Origin of the sequence: Pelosinus fermentans DSM 17108, assembly GCF_000271485.2 — a bacterium.
In the GTDB taxonomy this organism is placed as follows: Bacteria; Bacillota; Negativicutes; order DSM-13327; family DSM-13327; genus Pelosinus; species Pelosinus fermentans.
Genome location: NZ_AKVN02000001.1, coordinates 232,134 through 251,607 on the forward strand (window position 1 = coordinate 232,134; position 19,474 = coordinate 251,607).

Annotated in this window: 19 protein-coding genes and 1 riboswitch; of the genes, 16 read left to right on the forward strand and 3 right to left on the reverse strand. The window is 37.8% G+C overall.

Annotated elements, in window-relative coordinates; all coding sequences use genetic code 11:
• The first annotated feature begins 255 nt into the window (after positions 1 to 255).
• Together FR7_RS01075 and FR7_RS01080 are read left to right on the forward strand one after the other, a co-directional pair.
• Complete coding sequence (locus FR7_RS01075; RefSeq protein ID WP_007937968.1) at positions 256 to 2,370, forward strand: amino acid permease; 2,115 nt, start codon at positions 256 to 258, stop codon at positions 2,368 to 2,370.
• Between the two features lie 56 nt (positions 2,371 to 2,426).
• Positions 2,427 to 2,669 (forward strand): hypothetical protein, encoded by a 243-nt coding sequence (locus tag FR7_RS01080; protein ID WP_007937969.1) that lies wholly within the window; start codon positions 2,427 to 2,429, stop codon positions 2,667 to 2,669.
• 164 nt (positions 2,670 to 2,833) lie between these two features.
• On the opposite strand, the gene FR7_RS01085 is transcribed toward FR7_RS01080, so the two are convergent.
• Entirely contained in the window at positions 2,834 to 3,076 is a 243-nt protein-coding gene (locus FR7_RS01085; RefSeq protein WP_007937971.1) for a helix-turn-helix domain-containing protein, read from the reverse strand.
• A gap of 397 nt (positions 3,077 to 3,473) precedes the next feature.
• Here FR7_RS01085 and FR7_RS01090 point away from each other — a divergent pair, with 397 nt between their 5' ends.
• The 12 genes from FR7_RS01090 to FR7_RS01150 all read left to right on the forward strand — a co-directional run bounded on the left by FR7_RS01090 (position 3,474) and on the right by FR7_RS01150 (position 16,559).
• Positions 3,474 to 3,803 carry a hypothetical protein gene (locus FR7_RS01090; RefSeq protein WP_007937972.1) on the forward strand — a complete coding sequence of 110 codons (330 nt, stop codon included), beginning with the start codon at positions 3,474 to 3,476 and terminating at the stop codon, positions 3,801 to 3,803.
• Positions 3,804 to 4,086: 283 nt separating this feature from the next.
• Positions 4,087 to 4,518 carry a GNAT family N-acetyltransferase gene (locus tag FR7_RS01095; RefSeq protein WP_007937973.1) on the forward strand — a complete coding sequence of 144 codons (432 nt, stop codon included), beginning with the start codon at positions 4,087 to 4,089 and terminating at the stop codon, positions 4,516 to 4,518.
• Positions 4,519 to 5,017: 499 nt separating this feature from the next.
• A riboswitch (M-box (ykoK) riboswitch) is annotated at positions 5,018 to 5,194 on the forward strand.
• 182 nt (positions 5,195 to 5,376) lie between these two features.
• Positions 5,377 to 7,119 carry an ABC transporter permease gene (locus FR7_RS01105; protein WP_007937976.1) on the forward strand — a complete coding sequence of 581 codons (1,743 nt, stop codon included), beginning with the start codon at positions 5,377 to 5,379 and terminating at the stop codon, positions 7,117 to 7,119.
• A gap of 13 nt (positions 7,120 to 7,132) precedes the next feature.
• A complete protein-coding gene (locus tag FR7_RS01110; RefSeq protein WP_007937977.1) occupies positions 7,133 to 8,413 on the forward strand; it encodes an ABC transporter ATP-binding protein in 1,281 nt (426 codons plus the stop codon).
• A gap of 253 nt (positions 8,414 to 8,666) precedes the next feature.
• Positions 8,667 to 9,242 (forward strand): TetR/AcrR family transcriptional regulator, encoded by a 576-nt coding sequence (locus FR7_RS01115; RefSeq protein ID WP_237714918.1) that lies wholly within the window; start codon positions 8,667 to 8,669, stop codon positions 9,240 to 9,242.
• Positions 9,243 to 9,523: 281 nt separating this feature from the next.
• The gene (locus tag FR7_RS01120; protein WP_007937980.1) at positions 9,524 to 10,078 is read left to right on the forward strand and encodes a hypothetical protein; all 555 of its coding nucleotides are present in this window, start codon (positions 9,524 to 9,526) and stop codon (positions 10,076 to 10,078) included.
• 262 nt (positions 10,079 to 10,340) lie between these two features.
• Positions 10,341 to 10,826, forward strand: a complete 486-nt coding sequence (locus tag FR7_RS01125) for a PTS sugar transporter subunit IIA (RefSeq protein ID WP_007937982.1) — start codon at positions 10,341 to 10,343, stop codon at positions 10,824 to 10,826.
• A gap of 6 nt (positions 10,827 to 10,832) precedes the next feature.
• Positions 10,833 to 11,150 (forward strand): PTS sugar transporter subunit IIB, encoded by a 318-nt coding sequence (locus FR7_RS01130; RefSeq protein ID WP_237714919.1) that lies wholly within the window; start codon positions 10,833 to 10,835, stop codon positions 11,148 to 11,150.
• A 44-nt stretch (positions 11,151 to 11,194) separates the two neighbouring features.
• Positions 11,195 to 12,598: a PTS galactitol transporter subunit IIC gene (locus tag FR7_RS01135; protein ID WP_007937986.1), complete on the forward strand. Its 1,404-nt coding sequence runs from the start codon at positions 11,195 to 11,197 to the stop codon at positions 12,596 to 12,598.
• 72 nt (positions 12,599 to 12,670) lie between these two features.
• A complete protein-coding gene (locus FR7_RS01140; RefSeq protein ID WP_007937988.1) occupies positions 12,671 to 13,714 on the forward strand; it encodes a 2-hydroxyacid dehydrogenase in 1,044 nt (347 codons plus the stop codon).
• Between the two features lie 30 nt (positions 13,715 to 13,744).
• Positions 13,745 to 14,398 carry an L-fuculose-phosphate aldolase gene (locus tag FR7_RS01145; RefSeq protein WP_007937990.1) on the forward strand — a complete coding sequence of 218 codons (654 nt, stop codon included), beginning with the start codon at positions 13,745 to 13,747 and terminating at the stop codon, positions 14,396 to 14,398.
• 94 nt (positions 14,399 to 14,492) lie between these two features.
• A complete protein-coding gene (locus FR7_RS01150) occupies positions 14,493 to 16,559 on the forward strand; it encodes a BglG family transcription antiterminator (RefSeq protein ID WP_017531288.1) in 2,067 nt (688 codons plus the stop codon).
• A gap of 158 nt (positions 16,560 to 16,717) precedes the next feature.
• Here FR7_RS01150 and FR7_RS01155 read toward each other — a convergent pair whose 3' ends face one another.
• Positions 16,718 to 16,984 carry a helix-turn-helix domain-containing protein gene (locus tag FR7_RS01155; RefSeq protein ID WP_007937994.1) on the reverse strand — a complete coding sequence of 89 codons (267 nt, stop codon included), beginning with the start codon at positions 16,982 to 16,984 and terminating at the stop codon, positions 16,718 to 16,720.
• Positions 16,985 to 17,273: 289 nt separating this feature from the next.
• On the opposite strand from FR7_RS01155, the gene FR7_RS01160 reads away from it, so the two are divergent.
• Positions 17,274 to 17,618 (forward strand): hypothetical protein, encoded by a 345-nt coding sequence (locus FR7_RS01160; RefSeq protein WP_007937996.1) that lies wholly within the window; start codon positions 17,274 to 17,276, stop codon positions 17,616 to 17,618.
• 120 nt (positions 17,619 to 17,738) lie between these two features.
• On the forward strand, positions 17,739 to 18,239 hold the full coding sequence (locus FR7_RS01165) for a YbhB/YbcL family Raf kinase inhibitor-like protein (RefSeq protein WP_007937998.1): 501 nt from the start codon (positions 17,739 to 17,741) through the stop codon (positions 18,237 to 18,239).
• Positions 18,240 to 18,314: 75 nt separating this feature from the next.
• Here the strand turns inward: FR7_RS01165 and FR7_RS01170 are convergent, their stop codons facing one another.
• Complete coding sequence (locus FR7_RS01170) at positions 18,315 to 19,214, reverse strand: DMT family transporter (RefSeq protein ID WP_007937999.1); 900 nt, start codon at positions 19,212 to 19,214, stop codon at positions 18,315 to 18,317.
• Positions 19,215 to 19,474 lie beyond the last annotated feature (260 nt).

The following is a 19,474-nucleotide window of genomic DNA, read 5'->3' on the forward strand; positions in this document are numbered from 1 at the left end:
ATAATCATCATTGTCATGAAGATACAGGTTGAGAACAGCTATTTTAAAAAACAAAATGAATTTATAAGCAGATAAAAAAGAAAGAATGTTTTTTCGGGTAAATCATCTAAGCACTGGTAATAGGACCATAAATACTAGGATTCATTTTATGGTCCTTTTCCTGGTTTTCTTCCATATGTAACAGTACGATTATGTAGTTTAACTTATATATAAAACATTTAAAATATGAGAATATTCGCGCAAGGAGGTATTTCTATGAGTCAGTTAAGCAATCATAATTCACCTGAAAAAGAACTGCGAGCTGATCTTGGGTTGATCTCAGCATTGTCTTTAGTAGTCGGTATGGTCTTGGGTGCTGGTGCGTTCATGAAACCACCAGCTGTATTGGCAGCGGCAGGGGATTTTAATTTGGCCTTAGCTGCTTGGGCTATCGGTGGTCTTTTCTCAATTAGCGGTGGTTTGACACTCTGTGAATTGGGTGTTATGTTTCCTCGTACAGGCGGCATTTTTGTCTATCTGGAAGAAATATATGGTCCTAAAGTGGCCTTCTTATACGGTTGGATGATTAGTGTGATTTTTGGACCGGCCCTGGTTGGAGCGCTTACTGGATATTTTAGTTCTGTATTCTGCTTGTTATTTAATATTCCCGATTCTTATAGTGGCGTTGTCGGTGCCGGAGCCTTAGGCTTTATTGCCTGCGTGAACTCCATAGGTGTAAAAGAAGCCGGATACCTGCAGACTGTAGCAACCTTCTGTAAACTGATTCCAATTGTTTTATTAGCCGTATTTGGAATTTTAAAAGGGAATGGGCAGGTGGCTATATTTGGTGCCAGTGGTGGGGGCATAGCGACAACAGCTCCCTTTTCTGTTGCAATTCTTGCAACTTTATTCGCCTATGATGGATGGGCGCAAGTTGCATCTGTAGCTGGTGAAATCAAGAATCCCAGTAAAGTATTGCCGAAGGCGATTATTGGTGGGATATCATTTCTGATTATCGTATATATCAGTATTAATATTGCCATGTTTAATATTTTCCCGGTGAGTGAAATGGTTGCCCTTGGTCATGATGCATCTTCCATTGCGGCACAAAGGATGTTTGGTCTGATGGGGGGCAATTTGATTGCAGTGGGCATTATGATTTCGATCCTGGGTGGTCTTAACGGATATATTATGACGTTGTCCCGTACGATTTATATTATGGGAAAGAGAGGGCAGATTTTCGGAGCTTCTATTTTAAGTAAGATTGATAATGACAGTAATTCACCAGTCAATGCGATACTGATGCTGGTTACAAGTTCTTATATCTATTGCCGCCTGTTAGATGCTGACAAGCTTTCCGATATTGCGATGTTCTCCGTTTGGCTGTTTTATTTACTGGCGTTTATTGGTGTTATCATTGCCCGGAAGACCCATGCCGATGTACCACGATCCTATAAGGTGCTTTGCTATCCAGTTGTACCTCTAATTGCAATTGGCGGTGCCATATATGTCATTTATGGTATGCTCAGTTATCAATTTCTTAACGGTATCATCTCGATTGGCCTTACCCTGGCAGGATTGCCCTTATATTACTATCTAAACAGGAGCGAAAAGAAAGTAAACCTGTTTTCAAAGTTGAAAACAAAATACGTGGTTGGTATAGGCGCTTTGCTTGTCATTGGACTGCTGACTCTATTTGTACAGGTTGTTGATAATCGGGAAGAAATTACGGTAGGTATTGTACCGCAATTCGCACCGTTTGCTTATGAAGATCAAAATGGTAAGCTTACGGGATTTGATATAGAACTCATTAATATCATTGCAGAAAAGGCAGATTTAAAAGTCAATTATCGAATGGTTTCGTTAGAATATATTTTTGAAGCGGTAAACCATGACTATGCTGACATCGCGATATGTTCTTTATCGGTAACACCAGAAAGGCAAAAGAGTGTCAATTTTACGAAACCTTATATTGAAAAAGGCGGCTTAGCCCTATTAGCCAGGCAAGGAGCGTCGATTCAAGGTGTGAAAGACTTGGCAGGTAAGGTCGCAGGTGTGCCGCAAGGATCGACGAGTGAAGTATTCATCCGCAATAACAGTAACGCAAGAATACAGGTTTTTCAGTCCAACTTGGATATGATCCAAGCTTTTAATCAAGGATGGATTGATGTAATCGCTTTTGATAAGCTAACATTAGAATATTTCATATCACAAAAAATGCTTGCTTATCCCGTGGAGCTGCAAGTGATCCATCAAGAAGACTATGCAATTGCTTTTTCCAATAAGAATAAGGCGATCGGTGAAAAGATTAATAAGATTATATCAGACATGAGGAAAAACGGTGAATTGGAAGCATTGTATCAAAAATGGTTTAATAATGTGAGTATATAATGGAATGAGCAGATGGTGCATGCTTGCTGATAATATATGGATACGAGGTGATGAGTATGAAGCCTACAACGATTTGTGAACAATTAGAATCTGTGATCCAAAAGCTTACTTCTATAAAGGCGAGTGATATTGATAGTGTGGAAGATGCATTTAAAGATCTTTTGCATTGTGAGACGAATACTATGAAGCTTTATGATGAAATAAAAGGCGAAATTTTACGGGTTCATAGTGAAGAGGTGACGGATGAAGAGTTTAGACAAAAGATGAACCTGGCAGTTAAAAAAATTATTAGTAATTAGTCAGTATGTTTCCCTCGTGTTTTGTCGATGTATTTGTTTTACTAGGAAACTTGTTAAAATAGCCAGAATAATCTTTAAAAGCTGTTGATATAAAGATTCCCGGCCTGCGTTATTTACTTGAAAAGAATAAAAGCGATATCTCACATGCTATAGAGATATCGCTTTTATTTATTTTCTTCAATTGGTATAAAAAACTTGATTATATCTACGTCTAAGCCATCAGCAATAGCAAATAGAACATCTAGTGAATAGGCTTTTGTGGAATTAGGTGCTTCGATCTTACTCAGATAGCTCTTGCTGATGTTAATCTTATCAGCGAGTTCATCCTGGGAAAATCCTCTTTTCATACGATAATAAGCAATTTTTTTAGCTATCTGTCGATAACGTTCATCATAACTGGTTTTCATAATCGCTTCACCCCTATAATGAAATTATAGAGGGGTTTCACTAATAGTGTGTTACACCTATGGTGAAATAAAATTCTGTCAATTTATTGCACTTATAGTGATATTTATGTATAATAGGTTAAAGCTGATTACAAAATTTTTATTTGAAAGTTATTAAGTTAAAAACATCGATATCTTTAAGATAGTAGCTACGATATTAACAATCAGTAGTAGTTTGTTGTACCTATTATCGATTATTATGAATGAATACACAGATAAGAATAACCTTTGTCAAATGGCTGGCAAAGGTTATTCTTTCCCAATTATAAAATACGGATTAGCGTAGCTTTTTCGAATGTTTTAAGAGAAATAAGCAATTGATATGAGAAATTTATTTATCAATGAGGGGAGGAACAATATGAAAGTATATATTCGAGAGCCAATGACAGGAAAGATATTAGCTTATTGGGATGGTGAATACGTACGTAAACCTTATAGTGGTGAAGTGATTGTATCAATTGATGGCGATTATATTCGTAAGGGAGTAAGTAATGGAGAAAATTTAGCTATTTTGGATGGCGCTTTTATCAGGGACGGTGCCTTGAAAGGAAGGATAGTGGCTAATATTGAGAAAGATTATATTTGCGCTGGAGTATGTGGTGGAAATATACTTTATTTAATTGATAGTGGTGTAACGGATATTGAAAAATGTGCATTAGCAGTTGCAATATTAATGATCGTTAATTAATATTAGATTCGTATGGCGTTAATTTTAAATAATGGGTAGATTCTTGAAAAAGTTCATTAAAACAAATCATCAATCCAGAAGGGATCATTGACGAAAAGTGTAAATTAGTAATAGAATTAATTACAGCAGACTAGCAAATCTGCTAGAGGCTGTATTCCATGAGTTTGGAGTACGGTTTTTATTTTTAGATGGAACCAGGTACCCGTTCTAAAAATAAAACGATTATAGGCTTATAATATTAATGAGTATGATTACCGATATCTGATATAAAGGAGAGAGTTGTTTGGAGGATATAATTATCATACGGGAAATGAGTATTGAGGATTACGAACAAGTAATAAGGCTTTGGTCAAGCATTGAAGGGATAGGTTTAAGTGATGCGGATACTCAAGTAAATATAAATAAGTTTTTAAAACGAAATGTTGGTTTGAGTTTTGTCGCTGAAGACAACGGGCAACAGATTGTGGGTGCCATATTATGTGGACATGATGGGAGAAGAGGATATCTCCATCACTTAGCTGTGAGTTCTATTTGCAGGAAAAAAGGAATTGCAAGCAGATTAGTCAAAAACTGCTTTGCAAAGCTTAAAGAAGAAGGCATAAGTAAATGTCATTTATTTGTGTTTTCGAATAACCAGCAAGGTATGAACTTCTGGAGGCATATCAAGTTTCATAAAAGAAATGATTTAAATATTTTTTCAAAGGTCATTGAATAATCTATGTTATTTGGGAAATGAGTACAAGCAGATACTTATGATGAACATAGAGAGCCTACAGTAATATTGAAGTAAGGTTACAATACTAAGAGTACAACAAATCTTATTATACGAGGAGTGTTCCCATGTGGACATGAGCAATATATATCTATTTATTTCTATATCGTTTATTCTACTGATATCACCCGGACCAAACACGATATATGTTTTTACCAAAGGGATGACCGAGGGACGTAAAGCAGTGTTTAAGGCAGTATTGGCAGCTTCTTTAGGTTAGCAGTACTATTACAAGTATCATCGTTAGCGTTTTTTATTGTAGAAATATAAAAAACAACGTAAAACAGCGATATAAATGAGTTTAGTAACTATGGGTAGATAAATGTGCTAAAATCATTTTTAAAAGTTGATTTATTTATCTTTTTGACTAAAAATAGACATTGACATTTTGCAAATGAGTTTGACATTCTTTGAGAATGATGGTATTCTAAGTCCAGATAATTGAATTCTTCGTTAGGTGAGGCTCCTGCATAAATACAGGCCACTGCCCAAAAACGTCGAGAGACACCAATGGGTATAACAGGTATTACCGGATTAAGGTTTTACATAATGTGGCTGAGTAATTTAAGTTCGTACTCTACGTTATGCAGTGCTAAAACTCAAACGAGTGAGGAAGGTTTATGCTTATAGTTTGATAATGAACAAAAGCCTTTCACTTTGTGGGAGGTTTTTTATTATTTTGGAAGGGGGTGGTAAGGATGGATTCGGATAGTAGTATAATGCAAATACTATTCTTAAATTGCGGGTTTTTATTACATTCTATTATTTTGCGAATAGTCTTACCACGAGGAGGAATTACCTATGGCATTTTTCTCAACCACTATACCAAAGCATCGTTTAAAATGGGTTGATGCGATTGTCCTAATTTTTGTTTTTGCAATACTCTATTCTGTATTAAATTTAGGCGCAAGTATGAATGTGCCCTTTTCATTAGAAGAACAAAGTAGAATTGAGCTTGATCCCTCGATGCTTCCTTATTACGCAGGACGTTCCTTACTGCGCATGTTTATCGCCTTTGGAGCATCGTTGATATTTACCCTTATTTATGGCTATATTGCCGCTAAAAGCCAGACTGCTGAAACGGTATTAATTCCCCTGCTTGATATGCTGCAGTCCATTCCTGTATTGGGATTTTTATCTGCAACTATTGTTGCTTTTATAGCGTTATTTCCTGGGAATTTACTGGGGGTCGAGCTTGCTTCCATCTTTGCTATTTTTACAGGGCAGGCTTGGAATATGACCTTTAGTTTCTATAACTCACTTAAAATGATTCCTAAAGATTTACAAGAAGCATCTAATGTTCTGCGTATGAACTGGTGGCAGCGGTTTTTAAAACTGGAATTACCTTTCTCTATGATTAGCCTGGTTTGGAATAGCATGATGTCATTTGGAGGAGGGTGGTTCTTTCTGGCCGCCAGCGAAGCGATTAGTGTATTGGGGCAGGATATACGATTGCCGGGAGTTGGTTCGTATCTTGCAACAGCAATTGAAGCTGGAGAGATGCAAGCTATCGCATACTCTATTGTAACTATGATTTTAATGATTACACTGGTTGACCAATTGTTTTGGAGACCGCTTGTAGTATGGAGCCAGAAATTTAAAATGGAGTTAACCGAATCAGTTGATGTTCCAACTTCCTTCGTGTATAACATATTATATCGATCAACTCTAATTAGCCTGCTGATGCGCATTTTAGTAACCCCACTTTGTAACGCAATCGATCGGCTGTTGGATAGAATGGCATTAGTAACCGAAAAGGCAGCACGGGATCTTCAAAGAGTATCCACATCCCTTATTATTACCAAACTGATCAAGGTTTTTCTTGCGGTAATTATTTTACGGTTCATGTACGAGCCTGTATATGAGGCGTTTATGCTGGTATCTTCTATGGATAACAGTAATTTAGCAGAAATAATACGGCTGGGTTTATATACCCTTGGGCGTGTCATGATAGCAGTTTTATTGGGGGCACTTTGGACTGTTCCGGTGGGAGTATGGATTGGTCTAAACCCAAGATTGGCAAAGGTGCTGCAACCAATAATTCAAATCGCAGCTTCTTTTCCGGCAAATATGATGTTCCCATTCATCACTATTTTATTCTTAAAGTATCAGGTAAACTTCGAGTGGGGATCGATTTTCCTTATGATGCTTGGAACGCAGTGGTATATTCTGTTTAATGTTATTGCAGGAACCATGTCCATTCCGAATGATTTGCATGAAGCTGGAGCTATTTTTAAACTGCAAGGATGGCAAAAATGGAAAACGCTGATTCTTCCAAGTATTTTTCCTTATCTGATCACTGGTATTATAACTGCATCTGGAGGTGCGTGGAACGCTAGTATTGTTTCAGAGATGGTAAGTTGGCATGATGAGCAACTAGTCGCAACTGGTATTGGTTCGTTCATTAGTAATGTCACTGATCAGGGCGATTGGGGCGGAATCATTTGGGGGATCACTGTCATGTGCGTGTTTGTAGTTCTAATAAATCGGTTTTTATGGAGACGTTTATATCAAATGGCTGAAACAAAGTATCATCTGGAATAGGGGGGGATTAAATATGAATACATTAATTAAAGTGAAAGATATAGATGTAAGTTTTGGTGCTAAAGGACAGGAGAATACAACTATACTTGAAGATATTAACTTGGAAATCAAAATAGGGGAGTTCCTTGCAATTCTTGGACCTTCGGGTTCGGGGAAATCTACTCTATTACGAATTATTGCGGGGCTTATTCCAGCTTCAAAGGGCAAAGTCACCTATTTGGGTAAGGATATTCAAGGGGTGAATCCTGGGGTTGCAATGGTATTTCAATCTTTCGCTTTATTTCCTTGGCTGACTGTCCTGGAAAATGTGCTAGTCGGTTTAGAATTCAAGAAACTTTCCAAAGCAGAAAAGTATGAGAAAGCATTAAAGGTTATTGATATCGTTGGCCTTGATGGTTTCGAAAACGCATATCCAAAAGAACTTTCCGGTGGAATGCGGCAGCGAGTGGGGATTGGCCGCGCCCTTGTAAGCGATCCTGATGTACTGTTGATGGACGAACCATTTTCCGCTTTGGATGTCCTTACTGCCGAAAATTTACGCCGTGACCTGTTAGAGTTGTGGTTAGATAAGAAGATCTCTACTAAGTCCATTATTTTAGTTACCCATGGTATTGAGGAAGCAGTGTATATGGCTGACCGTGCCGTAATTATTTCAAGTGGACCAGCTAAAGTCGTCGAAGATATTGCTATCGATATTCCTCGCTGGCGTGATAAAAAGGATGCTGATTTTACTGCCCTCGTAGATAAAATTTATTCTTTGATGACTAAGAAAGAGATGAAGCGCAGTGAGGATGCTGTATACCAGCCAAAGCCTATTACGGTACTTCCTCGTGTATCAGCCGGGGCGCTTACTGGTTTTCTTGAGTTATTAGAGGATCAAAATGAAAGAACAGATCTCTATAAATTGGCTGATCGTTTAGTAATGGACAGTGAAGACTTTTTTCCGATTATTGAATTAGCCTCATTGTTAGATTTTGCTAAGGTAGTGGAAGGAGATATCGAACTTACTCCAGAAGGGATTGAATTTGCGACGGCGACAGTATTGGAACGCAAAGAATTATTCAAAAAGCAATTATTAAAAAATGTTTCGTTTATGACACAAATGATCAATGTTCTGCAATCAAAATCCAATAAACATATGAATATAGAGTTCTTTGAAGACCTTATTGCCCGTACTCATGGAGATGCATTAGCGAAAACTCAAATTCAACTTTTGGTCAGTTGGGGACGTTATTCCGAACTTTTTGGATATGATGAAGCGACGAAATTAGTTTATCTTGAAAGTGAAGAGTAAGGGATGCCCCTATAGATAAATGAAGGGAGTTAAGTAAGAAGGTATTGATCATGCAAAAAAAGAACTTGCAATAACTATTTACCTATGGATAGTTATTGCAAGTTCTTTTTCAGATATTTCAAATGGGGTTCTACTTTTCAAAAGGATAGAAAGATAGTGAAAAAAACATTAGAAGATATTGACATGGAAAGAAAATGCAGATATTATTAGTACTATAAAAACTAAATTGGTACTAGTGGTATAAAATAAGGCGGTGACTTTTTTGCGCAATCGAATCATGATGGCAACAATTGAAGAAATTAATGAAAATGGCATCAAATTTACTATGACCGAGCTGGCCAAGCGCTTGGCTGTTAGCAAGAGCACGTTATACGAACATTTTTCTTCCAAAGAGGAGTTGATTGGGGCAGTAGTTGACTCGCTCCTGGAAAATGTGCGCCAACAGGCTGAAAAAATAGTTAACAGCGACCTGAATATCAAGGAAAAACTTAAAGCACTATTGTTAACTGAACCGAATTTGGGCGGATTGATAAGCAGTAGGTTTGTTTTTGATTTGAAGCGATATATGCCGGATGTATGGAAAAGATGTGATGAGTACCGCGAATATTCGTGGCAGCGTGTTGAAGCTCTTTTAGATCAAGGCATTACAGCCGGATATTTCCGCCCCATTGATCTTCCTATTGCAAAAGTAATTTATAATGCTACTATAAACGAACTGCTCCATGAGAACTTTTTAATTAAGAATAACTTAACTGTTCTTGATACTATCGGAAAAGCGATGGATATCCTTTATTATGGAATGGTAGCTAGGGAAAGTGAAAATGATTAGCCTACTGTAAACCGCAGGCAGGTGCAAGATGCCGGGTAATAAGGAGACATTATTTTATGGAGAGTTTTAAAAAACATTTTGTATTGTATTTTTCCTGGTTTTTTCGACTTTTACGGTTCAAGGGCGGACATAGTACAAGAACCGGGCATACAAAAAACAGAAGTAAATATTACGATTACAACCGATGCTGAAAAATCCTTACAGCCAGCCAATCCATTAATGTTCTCAATAAATGCGCGGTCGCAGTTTTAAATTAGTTAAAAAATAAGGGAGGCAAAATTATGAATACCCTAGCAAAGAAAGTTATTGTATATTCAATGGTATGTATCATGCCAATAGGGTTTGGTGCATCTGTAATCGAAGCCTCACCAAGAGATAAGGATCAACGCAATGAACAACGTTATGAAGACCGGGGCCATGACCGCAACCGTGAACGCGAGCGTCAGCATGATGAGCGAATACGTAAGGAAAAAGAACGCCACGAACAGGAAATGCGGCGGCGTCCGCATGAAAGCAAAAGAGAATGGAATGCGCGGCAAGAGCGTGAAAGGCAACGTCATGACCGGGAATTACGTGAGATTCGGGAACGGAGTGAACGTGAGCGACGGGAATGGGAACAACGAGAACAACGGGAACGACGGGAGCGTCAGCGTGAGCGCGATGAGCGAATACGTAAAGAAAATGAACGACACGAACGGGAAATGCGCCGGCGCGATCATGAAAGCGAAAGACAGTGGCATGAGCGGCAGGAGCGTGAACGGGATCGCCATAACCGTGCATTACGTGATATTGCGGCTATTCTGATTGGAATTGCAATTGGCTCATCGAGTAATTAAAATAAAAGTTCCGGATGGGATTATCACCCATCCGGAACTTTTTGTTTGCAAATAATAAAAGATTCATTAAAAGTTAGTAAAATCTCTTATCGACTAGCCAGAAGGACTTTTGACTTGAAGGTTATTTGAAAATATTAATATAATTAGATCAGATAATCAATGGCGCGCTTGATATCTAAAACATGAGGAAATGATGATGCTCTTCAAGTATCTATCCTGAAAAATATAGTGAAATTTGGTTTACATGGAAAGGGTGATGTAATTGCATTTGACAGAATTGTTTGACGAAAATATGATCGAACTTCATGGCGAGTATTCTTCACAGACTAATTTTTTTAAGAAAATTTCGTCAAGACTTCAAGAATTACAATATGTTAAAGAAGAGTTTTGTAACAAAATCCAAGAGCGGGAGAAAAAATTTCCTACAGGTCTAGTAACAAAATCATTTGATGTGGCAATTCCCCATACAGATCCAGAATATGTAAAAAGGTCCTTTATCTATGTTATCAGGCTGAAACCTACCCTCGCTTTTTGTAAAATGGGCACGGATCCGATGGAGCATGAGCTGGTGTATCCAAAGTTGATCTTTTTGCTAGGGGTAAACAAAGGAGAGTTACAACTGACGATACTGCAATCGCTGATGAAGCTTTTTTCCAATGAAAAACAAATGAGTAGCCTGCTGGAAATTAAGGAGAAAAGCAGTTTTTTGCAGCATCTGCAAAAATATTTATCCACAAATGAGATCTAAAAAAATGTGAAGAAGGTGTTTAAAATGAAAAAATTAAGAATTATTTCTGTATGTGGTTCGGGTACTGTTACTAGTTCTATGATTGCAAATAAGGTTAAAGATCTGTTAGAGGATAACGGGATATCAGCGACTACAGTCGAAGTCAATCCGGGTGGTGTAGAGCAATTGGTCGTCTCAGGCTCTTACGATTTGATCGTGCATACCAGCCCGCTGCTCAGTGCTTATACTATTCCAACCATCAATGCGGTAGGATTTCTTACAGGTATGGAAGAAGAGGAATTCATCGAAGAGCTACTTAAGACAGCGAAAGAACTGACTAAATAATAGATTAGTAATCCGTAAAGCACAGCAATAAGGAGGAAAATTACATGTTGGAGATATTATCTAAGATTATGGGAGCGTTTGGTGCGTCCATCATCGTTCCTGTGGTAATTTTAATCATTGCACTCTTTATGAATGTAAGACTGAAACGAGCGTTTCAATCAGCGCTCAGTGCAGGCATAGGATTAATCGGGTTCAATATGCTGATCGGCGCCTATACACCGATTGTCACTCCTGTAGTCAACCGTATGGTAGAACATACCGGTGTCAATCTTCGTATCTTAGATACCGGCTGGCAAGCAACCAGTATTGTTGCGTATTCCACGGAAGTCGGAATGATATTTTTAGGGTTTGGACTATTGCTTCAATTTGTCTTATTTAGCGTAAAATTTACCAATGTCTTTATGCCATCGGATTTATGGAATAATTATTCGTTTATGCTCTGGGGATCAATGCTGTACCTTGTTACCAGCAATATGATGCTTTCTATTGGTCTAATGGTACTTGCTAATTTATTCACCCTTTTGTTCTCAGAAGTTTTGGCAAAAAGATGGGCATCGTACTACGGTTATCCGGGAACGACGATATCCGCTCCCCATGATGTTGTGCAAGTTCCCTATGGAATGTTAATGGACTGGATTTTAACTAAAGCAGGTGCTGATAAAGTGCAATGGAACCCTACCTCCGTACAGCAGAGACTCGGGTTTCTCGGCGAGCCTACTACCCTGGGCTTTATCCTCGGGCTGGCACTCGGCTTTTCCGGTAACTATATGAGATTATATGATTTGGGGGCTTGGGGAGAAATTATGACGGTAGGGGTATCGACGGCAGCCGTAATGTCGATTTTCCCGAAAATCGCAGGTATCTTTGCCTCTGCATTTACAAGCATTACCGATGCTTCAAAAAAATCAGCGAAATCATCCGGCAAGGATCGTCAGTGGTACCTTGCGATCAATGATGCTGCTGGATATGGCGAACCGGCAACATTGATTTCTGGGCTGCTGATGATACCGATTATTCTGGTACTGGCGATTATCCTGCCTGGTAATGAGACTTTGCCAATGGTAGACTTGATCGCAATTCCGTATATCATTCAGCCGATTGTCGCTATTTCTAGAGGAAATATTTTTAAAACGCTTATCTCCGGCATTGTACTGCTCGTTATGAACCTATATGTTATTACTGCAGTCGCACCGATCTTTACCGATGTAGCGCAGAGTGTCGGCGTAATCATACCGGCAGGTACGCTTTTAATTGCAAGCTTTGTTGTACTGGGAAACTATTTTCTCGGGACATTGTTCTTGATTTTTCTTACGCAAAATCCGCTTTGGATCGGTCTTTCGGTCCTCTTATATCTCATATTATTTTTCTTTGTCAAGAAGAACAAGGAAGTTATTGTCGATTATCTAGAACGTGATCCTGCGGTTTTAGAAGACGGAAATAAGTCTTAATTTGAAATTAGGGATTAGAGAGCATGATGTTCCTATGCTCCTAATCCAATTTATCAGAGGAGGAGATCTATCATGAAAGTAGTTGTGATCGGAGATGCGTTGGTCAAAAGTGCAACCTTAAAGGATGCTGTTTTGCAAATGAATCTAGAAGGAAAAATAGATAAAATAGAAGTTTTTGAATGGCATTCTGATTTAACAAAAGATCACTTTCAAAAGCATATTCTGCAGATTGAGCGATATGGTCCTGAAAAAGTAGAGATACCCCAGGGAATTTTGGAAGCTTTAAAAGATGCAGAATATTTATTTGCACATTATGCACCCATATCAGAAATAATGCTTAAAAGTGCACCAAAATTAAAGATGATAGGAACTTGCCGCGGAGGGTTGGAGAATGTAAATGTAGCTGCCGTGAGGGAACTTAATCTGCCGTTTCTGCATGTTATCAGAAATGCAGAACCTGTCGCTGATTTTACCATTGGGCTTATGTTCGCTGAGACGCGAAATATCGCCAGGGCACATCTGTCTATCAAAAGTGAGCAGTGGAGAAAGAGCTTTTCAAATGATGCTTATAAAACGACACTTGCCAATATGGTGGTTGGTATTATTGGCGCAGGCTATATCGGTAGACTAGTTATCAAACGATTGAATGCGCTTGGTATCAAAGTGATTGTATATGATCCATTTGTAGATCCGGCTATTTTTGCTCGTGACCAGTTGTCGGTGGAACTAAAATCCATAGAGGAAGTTTTTAAAGAGGCAGATATTGTATCCTTGCATATGCGGGTGACGGAACAAACGAAAAATATGATCAATAAAGATTTGATCCAGCTCATGAAGCCAGGTTCTTATATTATCAACACGGCAAGAGCGGATATTCTGGCCAAGGATGACTTGGTGGATGCACTGAAAAATCGTAAAATTGCAGGTGCTGCTTTAGATGTCAGTTGGATAGAGCCAATACCAAAAGGAGATCCATTACTTTCGCTGGATAATATTACGCTGACAACCCATATTGCAGGTGATACGGTGGATGCGATCCCAAGAGCGCCATATCTGTTGAAGGATGTTGTGAATGCTTACCTGAAAAACGGTTATAGTGACATGCTGATCAAATAAAATTATATGAGAGATGAGGAGTTATAGGTTATGTTAATGGAAAAAGAGCGGGAGCTTATTGTAGAGTATGGGAAAAAATTAATTACCTCAGGCTTAACGAAGGGTACAGGCGGTAATATCAGTATTTATAACCGTGACCTTGGCTATATGGCGATTAGTCCGAGTGGTATTGATTATTTTGAAACACTTCCGAAAGATGTTGTAATTACAGATTTGGATGGAAATACGGTGGATGGAAGTCGTAAGCCGTCCAGTGAAAAGGATATGCATCGCATTTATTATCAGAAAAGAGAAGATGTTAATGCAGTTGTACATACCCATTCGATGTATAGTACGGTTCTTGCTACTTTGGGTTGGAATCTTCCGGCAGCCAATTATTATATTGCGGTTGCAGGAGGTAAGGATGTCCGTTGTGCGAAATATGCTTCATTCGGTACATGGGAGCTAGCAGAAAGCTCCTTTGTGGCTATGCAGGAAAGAAAAGCCTGCTTTTTGGCAAACCATGGGATCTTAACTTGTGCAGCCGATCTTCCAAATGCTTTTGTCATTGCTGAAGAAACAGAGCGTATGGCAGAGATCTATTATCGTGCCAAAGTGGTAGGAGAGCCGATCATACTAAATGATATAGAGGTTGATCTGATGCTAGAAAAATTCAAGTCTTATGGACAGGCGCCAAGCAAGTAGGCAAGATTTTTTGAAAATTATACGTATTCTACTTTCCTGCATTTTTGTTTTAGGAGAATAGCTAGACATGACCAACTGCATGGAGGGAGTAATGATGAAAAAACGAAGTGCAGATGTTTTGCAAAAGATATTATCTTATGATAGTAGTATTTTAAATATTTCAAAATTATCGGAAGTCTATCAGGTTTCACAGAAAACATTGCGTAATGATATTGCAGAAATTAATCTTTTTTTAAAAAAGCTACAGCTTCATACGATTGAGATTGTGGATAACGGTATATTGAAAATAGGTACGGACCTTGATCCAGAATTTGTGAGAGATCAGCTCTTCAAATTAAACAGCTATTCCTATCGATTATCCCAGGACGAGAGGCAGATATTGATCCTTGTCATCTTGCTCAAACAAAAAAGCTATCTTACGATGGAGTATTTGGCAGAAATGCTGAGTGTCAGCAGGATCACCATATTGAGTGATATCGAATCTGTCAGAGAAATATTGCAGGAATTTAATCTCAAATTGCGTTCAAAAAGCAGCAAGGGGATTTATTTGGAGAAAGCGGAGAAGCAGCATTTGCGTATGATGCTCATGGAATTATGCCGGCGGGTTATTGTCAATGTCAAAAGCGATGGATATTTTCAAAGGCTGATTCTTTCACAAATGGATATCAGCCATTCTTTGGCATCAATCGTTGTTATCTTACAGGACTTTGAGCGGGAAAAAAAAGTGGTGTTTTCGGATTATAGCTTTTATGAACTGTCTCTATATTTGTTCATTTGCATTAATCGGCCAATCGATTTCTCGACAGAGATTTGCGATGGAATTGTACCGATTCAGCCCGGGGAGATGCCTTTAGGCACAGAAATTTTTTCCTATATAGAACAGAGACTGAATATGACCTTTATGGATGAGGAAATCGTTTTATTTCAGCAGTATATTATAGATAATCATCTTTTGCCCATGTCAAAATCCATTGATGATATTGAACTCTATAATATGATCACTTATTTTTTAGTTGGGATCGGCAATCGATTAAATATTGATTTTGGCAACGATCATATTCTTGTGGAATCCCTGTTCCTGCATATCAAATGTATGTCGGATCTTCTTGATTTTCAGTTTCCCATTGATGAAAATATACAGCCTGAATATCGGGAGATCATGGAAGAGATTGAAAGCGAATGCCATATTCTCGAAAAATATTTAGGTTATTCCTTTAGCAAGAAAATGAAATTGTCAATCTTTATTCATATTTGTGCAGCACTGGTGAGAAATAAGAAATTTTTATTGCCGCTGCATGTCATAATCGTCTGTCCGGGCAGCATGGCAACAGGTCGTTTTGTAGAAGCACAGATCAAAAACTATTTTGACTTTACCATTGAAGGAGTAATTTCGGTAGACAGGATTTTGTACATGCTGGAAAAAAATAAAGAAAAAATCGATTTTATCATATCAACGGTCAATCTTCCCGAGACGATGTATCCTGTAGTCAAGGTCAATCCAGTGTTGAAAATGCAGGATCTGAATAATATCCAAAAGCAAGCGTTTTCTCTCGGAGAAAATATTAATCTAAGCTTGGAAAAAAGAAAAAATGTCATTGTGAAAAAAGTTTCTGACAGTATCGGAACCTTTCACAATATTGATGATTTGGAAAGTTTTATCGATAGTTTGGATGCTTTCCTTAAAACACATATCAAGCAAATGGTCAGCAAAGATGTACATGGTTTGCGTACCATGCTCAAGAAAGAGATGATTTGTATTATTGATACACCTCTCGACTGGCGATTGGCAGTAGAAACGGTAGGCAGACTCTTATACCAGAAGGGACATATTGAAAAAGAATACATTCATACTATGATCTGCAATATCGAAAAATACGGACCGTATATTATTGTAGGTAAAGGAGTTGCATTAGCCCACGCCAAGCCGAATGAAACCGTACTTTCAGAAGGCCTCAGTCTTCTCGTTGCACCAAAAGGCATCAAAATGGATCCCGATGAAAAGAAAACAGTATATTTATTATTTGCTTTTTGTACACAGGGCGGTTTTGATTATATTGAACTTTTTAATCAAATAGCATCCATTGGGAGGAATCCTGCTTTATTCTCCAAATGTATACAGGCAAAAAAAACAGATGATATTTACCATCTGTTATGTGTATGATATTTATAAAATAAAGCTCTTATTATGTAAAAATAGCTTCTTTATGCACTTCTTTGGAGTTAGCTGCTATGAGGGAAAAATTCATCATAGCAGTTAATTCCAAATTTCTACATTCTCTAGAAAAAATAAAAACAGTTAAGAATTTAATCTAAACTGTTTTATTTATCCATTCTATACTTTTCAAAATCCTCTTCGTTGATCGGCAAAAGAAAAATTGCCGGATCAAGCTCTAATCCTGCAGCTATTGCAAATAAAACATCCAACGAATAAGGAACATCTGATTTAGGAGCTTCAATTTTACTTATGTAACTTTTGCTATAATTAATTTTTTCACCAAGAGCTTCTTGGGAAATACCTCTTTTATTGCGGTAAAAGGCTATTCGTCTGCCAATTTCCCGATACTTATCTAAAAAGTTATCCTGCACGCAATTCACCTCTCCTTTTATTATAGTTGCGGCAGGAGTCATTTATATTGCAATTATAATGACTAAAGTTGCAATAATATTGCAATATAGATATAATGAAAGGGTGAATTATGAATTTTGTCTAGTTAATGAGAGAAAAAATTAATAATAGAGATGCTGATATAACAGCTAATGGCTTTAGATTAGTGTAGTTTATAAATTCTAATAAGAATTATTTCTAAGGTTTGTTTAATTTTTGTCTATTTGTCGAGCCAAATATTTTACAGTAAAGCAAAAACGAGGTGTTAATATGGAAGTATATATTCGTGAACCATTTTCAGGGAGAGTATTAGCTTATTGGGACGGTAAATATGTTCGTAAACCATATAGTGGTGAGGTGGTTGTATCAATTGACGGGCACTATATTCGTAGGGGTGCCAGTGGCGGTATAGTACTCGCTAATCTTGATGGGGCCTTTATCAGGGAAGGTGCTTTAGGAGGGCGAATATTAGCAAACGTAGACAAAGACTATATTTGCGCGGGAGTATGCGGTGGCAATATACTTTATTTGATTGATAGTGGTGTATCAAATATCGAGAAATGTGCGTTGGCAGTGGCGGTTTTAATGGACAAAGATAAAATGGCTCGTAGCTGACGTTGCAGGGATTTTGTGATGGTAAAGATTATGGGCGTAATCTGATATATTGTACTTTACTGTTTTATGATTTTGGTATACATTTATTGGTAAAGAAAGAATTGAAAGGGGATTAATGTTATGATTGTTACTAGTACTGGTATTGTCAATGGTATTATCGACAAGAAATATGGAAAGTATGGAGAACAATTTTTTAAGGGTATGCCAACCTATTCTTTACCCCTAGAGATCAAAGAGTATCCTCAAAATACGAGAACTTTTGCGATTATTATGGAAGATAAAGATGCAATACCTCCTACCGGATTTTCTTGGATACATTGGTCTGCTGCAAATCTTACAGGTGATTCATTAGGGGAAAATGCGAGTGTGAATACCAAAGACTTTGTTCAAGGTACGAATAGCTGGTCAAGCGCTTTACTTGCGGAGCCGCTAGGAAAATATGAGGCCGCAAAATATGGCGGACCAATGCCTCCTGATAAGCCTCATACTTATGAAATACATATTTTTGCATTAGATCGTTCGTTGGATTTACAAGAGGGTTTTTATGTGAACGAACTCTATAAAGTGATGGAAGGACATGTTTTAGCTCACTATACGTTGAAAGGCATTTACTATAATTAAGAAGGTATTCAAAGAGCACGACTCACAACGAGTCGTGCTCTTTTTTGCCCTTTTAAAAAGATTAGAAAAATATTCTTATAGCAGATTTGTACCAAGGATACCTGCAATGATCATAATGGCTCCAATAATATGATAATATTCCAATTGCTCTTGTAGAAAGATTACCCCTGCAATCATAGAAATTAAGGTAGCTAAATTGCCGAATACACTCATTTTGGATGCTTCAATCTTAGATAACACGTAATTGGATAGCCAGGAAGTTCCCAGAGAGGATAGGATGCCTAAGTACAAAATGGAAACGAGAAAGATAGGTTCTGATAAAGGGTGAAAGTACTCGTTAATCGTACCATTCAGGCCATGGCGTATAAGCGCTAATAGATTGAAGGTGAAAAAAGCAATGGTAAGCATGATGAAGGTTAACTCCAGTGGCTTAAACTTTTGGGTTAATGGCCGGGCTAATACACTGTAGCCAGCAAAGGAAAGAGATGATAAGAAGAGCAGTGAAGTTCCTAGAACTTGCTCGGTTTCAAATGAAGCACCTTTCATGGCAAGAATGTAGATAACCCCTGCCACGGATAAGCCAAGGGAAATGTTTTGCAAATAATTATTTTTTTCTTTCAAGAAATAAGAGGCTAAAAACATTGTGAGTACTGGAGTAGATGCCAGAATAATTCCAGCTTCAGAAGAGGTCGTATATACCAGCCCTGAGATTTGAAAGCCGAAGAAGAGTGCTGGATATAAAAGTGCCAGGGGTAGAATTTGAATCATATCTTTTGTCGTAAAGCTTAAAGGGATTTTGCCAAGAAGGACGGGAATCAAAATTGCCAGAAAAGATGCAGTAAAGCGATGAGCGAGAGTATCGATGGGATCGGATACTGTTAAAGCTAATTTTACGAAGAGAAAAGAGAAACCTATAATAAAGGCATATAATACAGCTGCCACATAAGCGATATTCTTATGTTCCTTATCATCCATTGACGAAACCTCCGATTCAACTTGCTAACTCTACTATACTGGATAGTAGATTGCCTTACAACACAAATACAAATTTTTCATAAATTAGTAATTTTAATGGAAAATGAATTTATTATTTGACAATAATTATTATTATCGCTATAATGTGGATATAAGAAGTCTCACTTACATCATAAATAAAAGTATTAACCTCCGCGGGAAATGGGAAAGTTGATCTGCTGTGTACAGATACATCCTGTATACGCAGGAGGTTTTTTGTC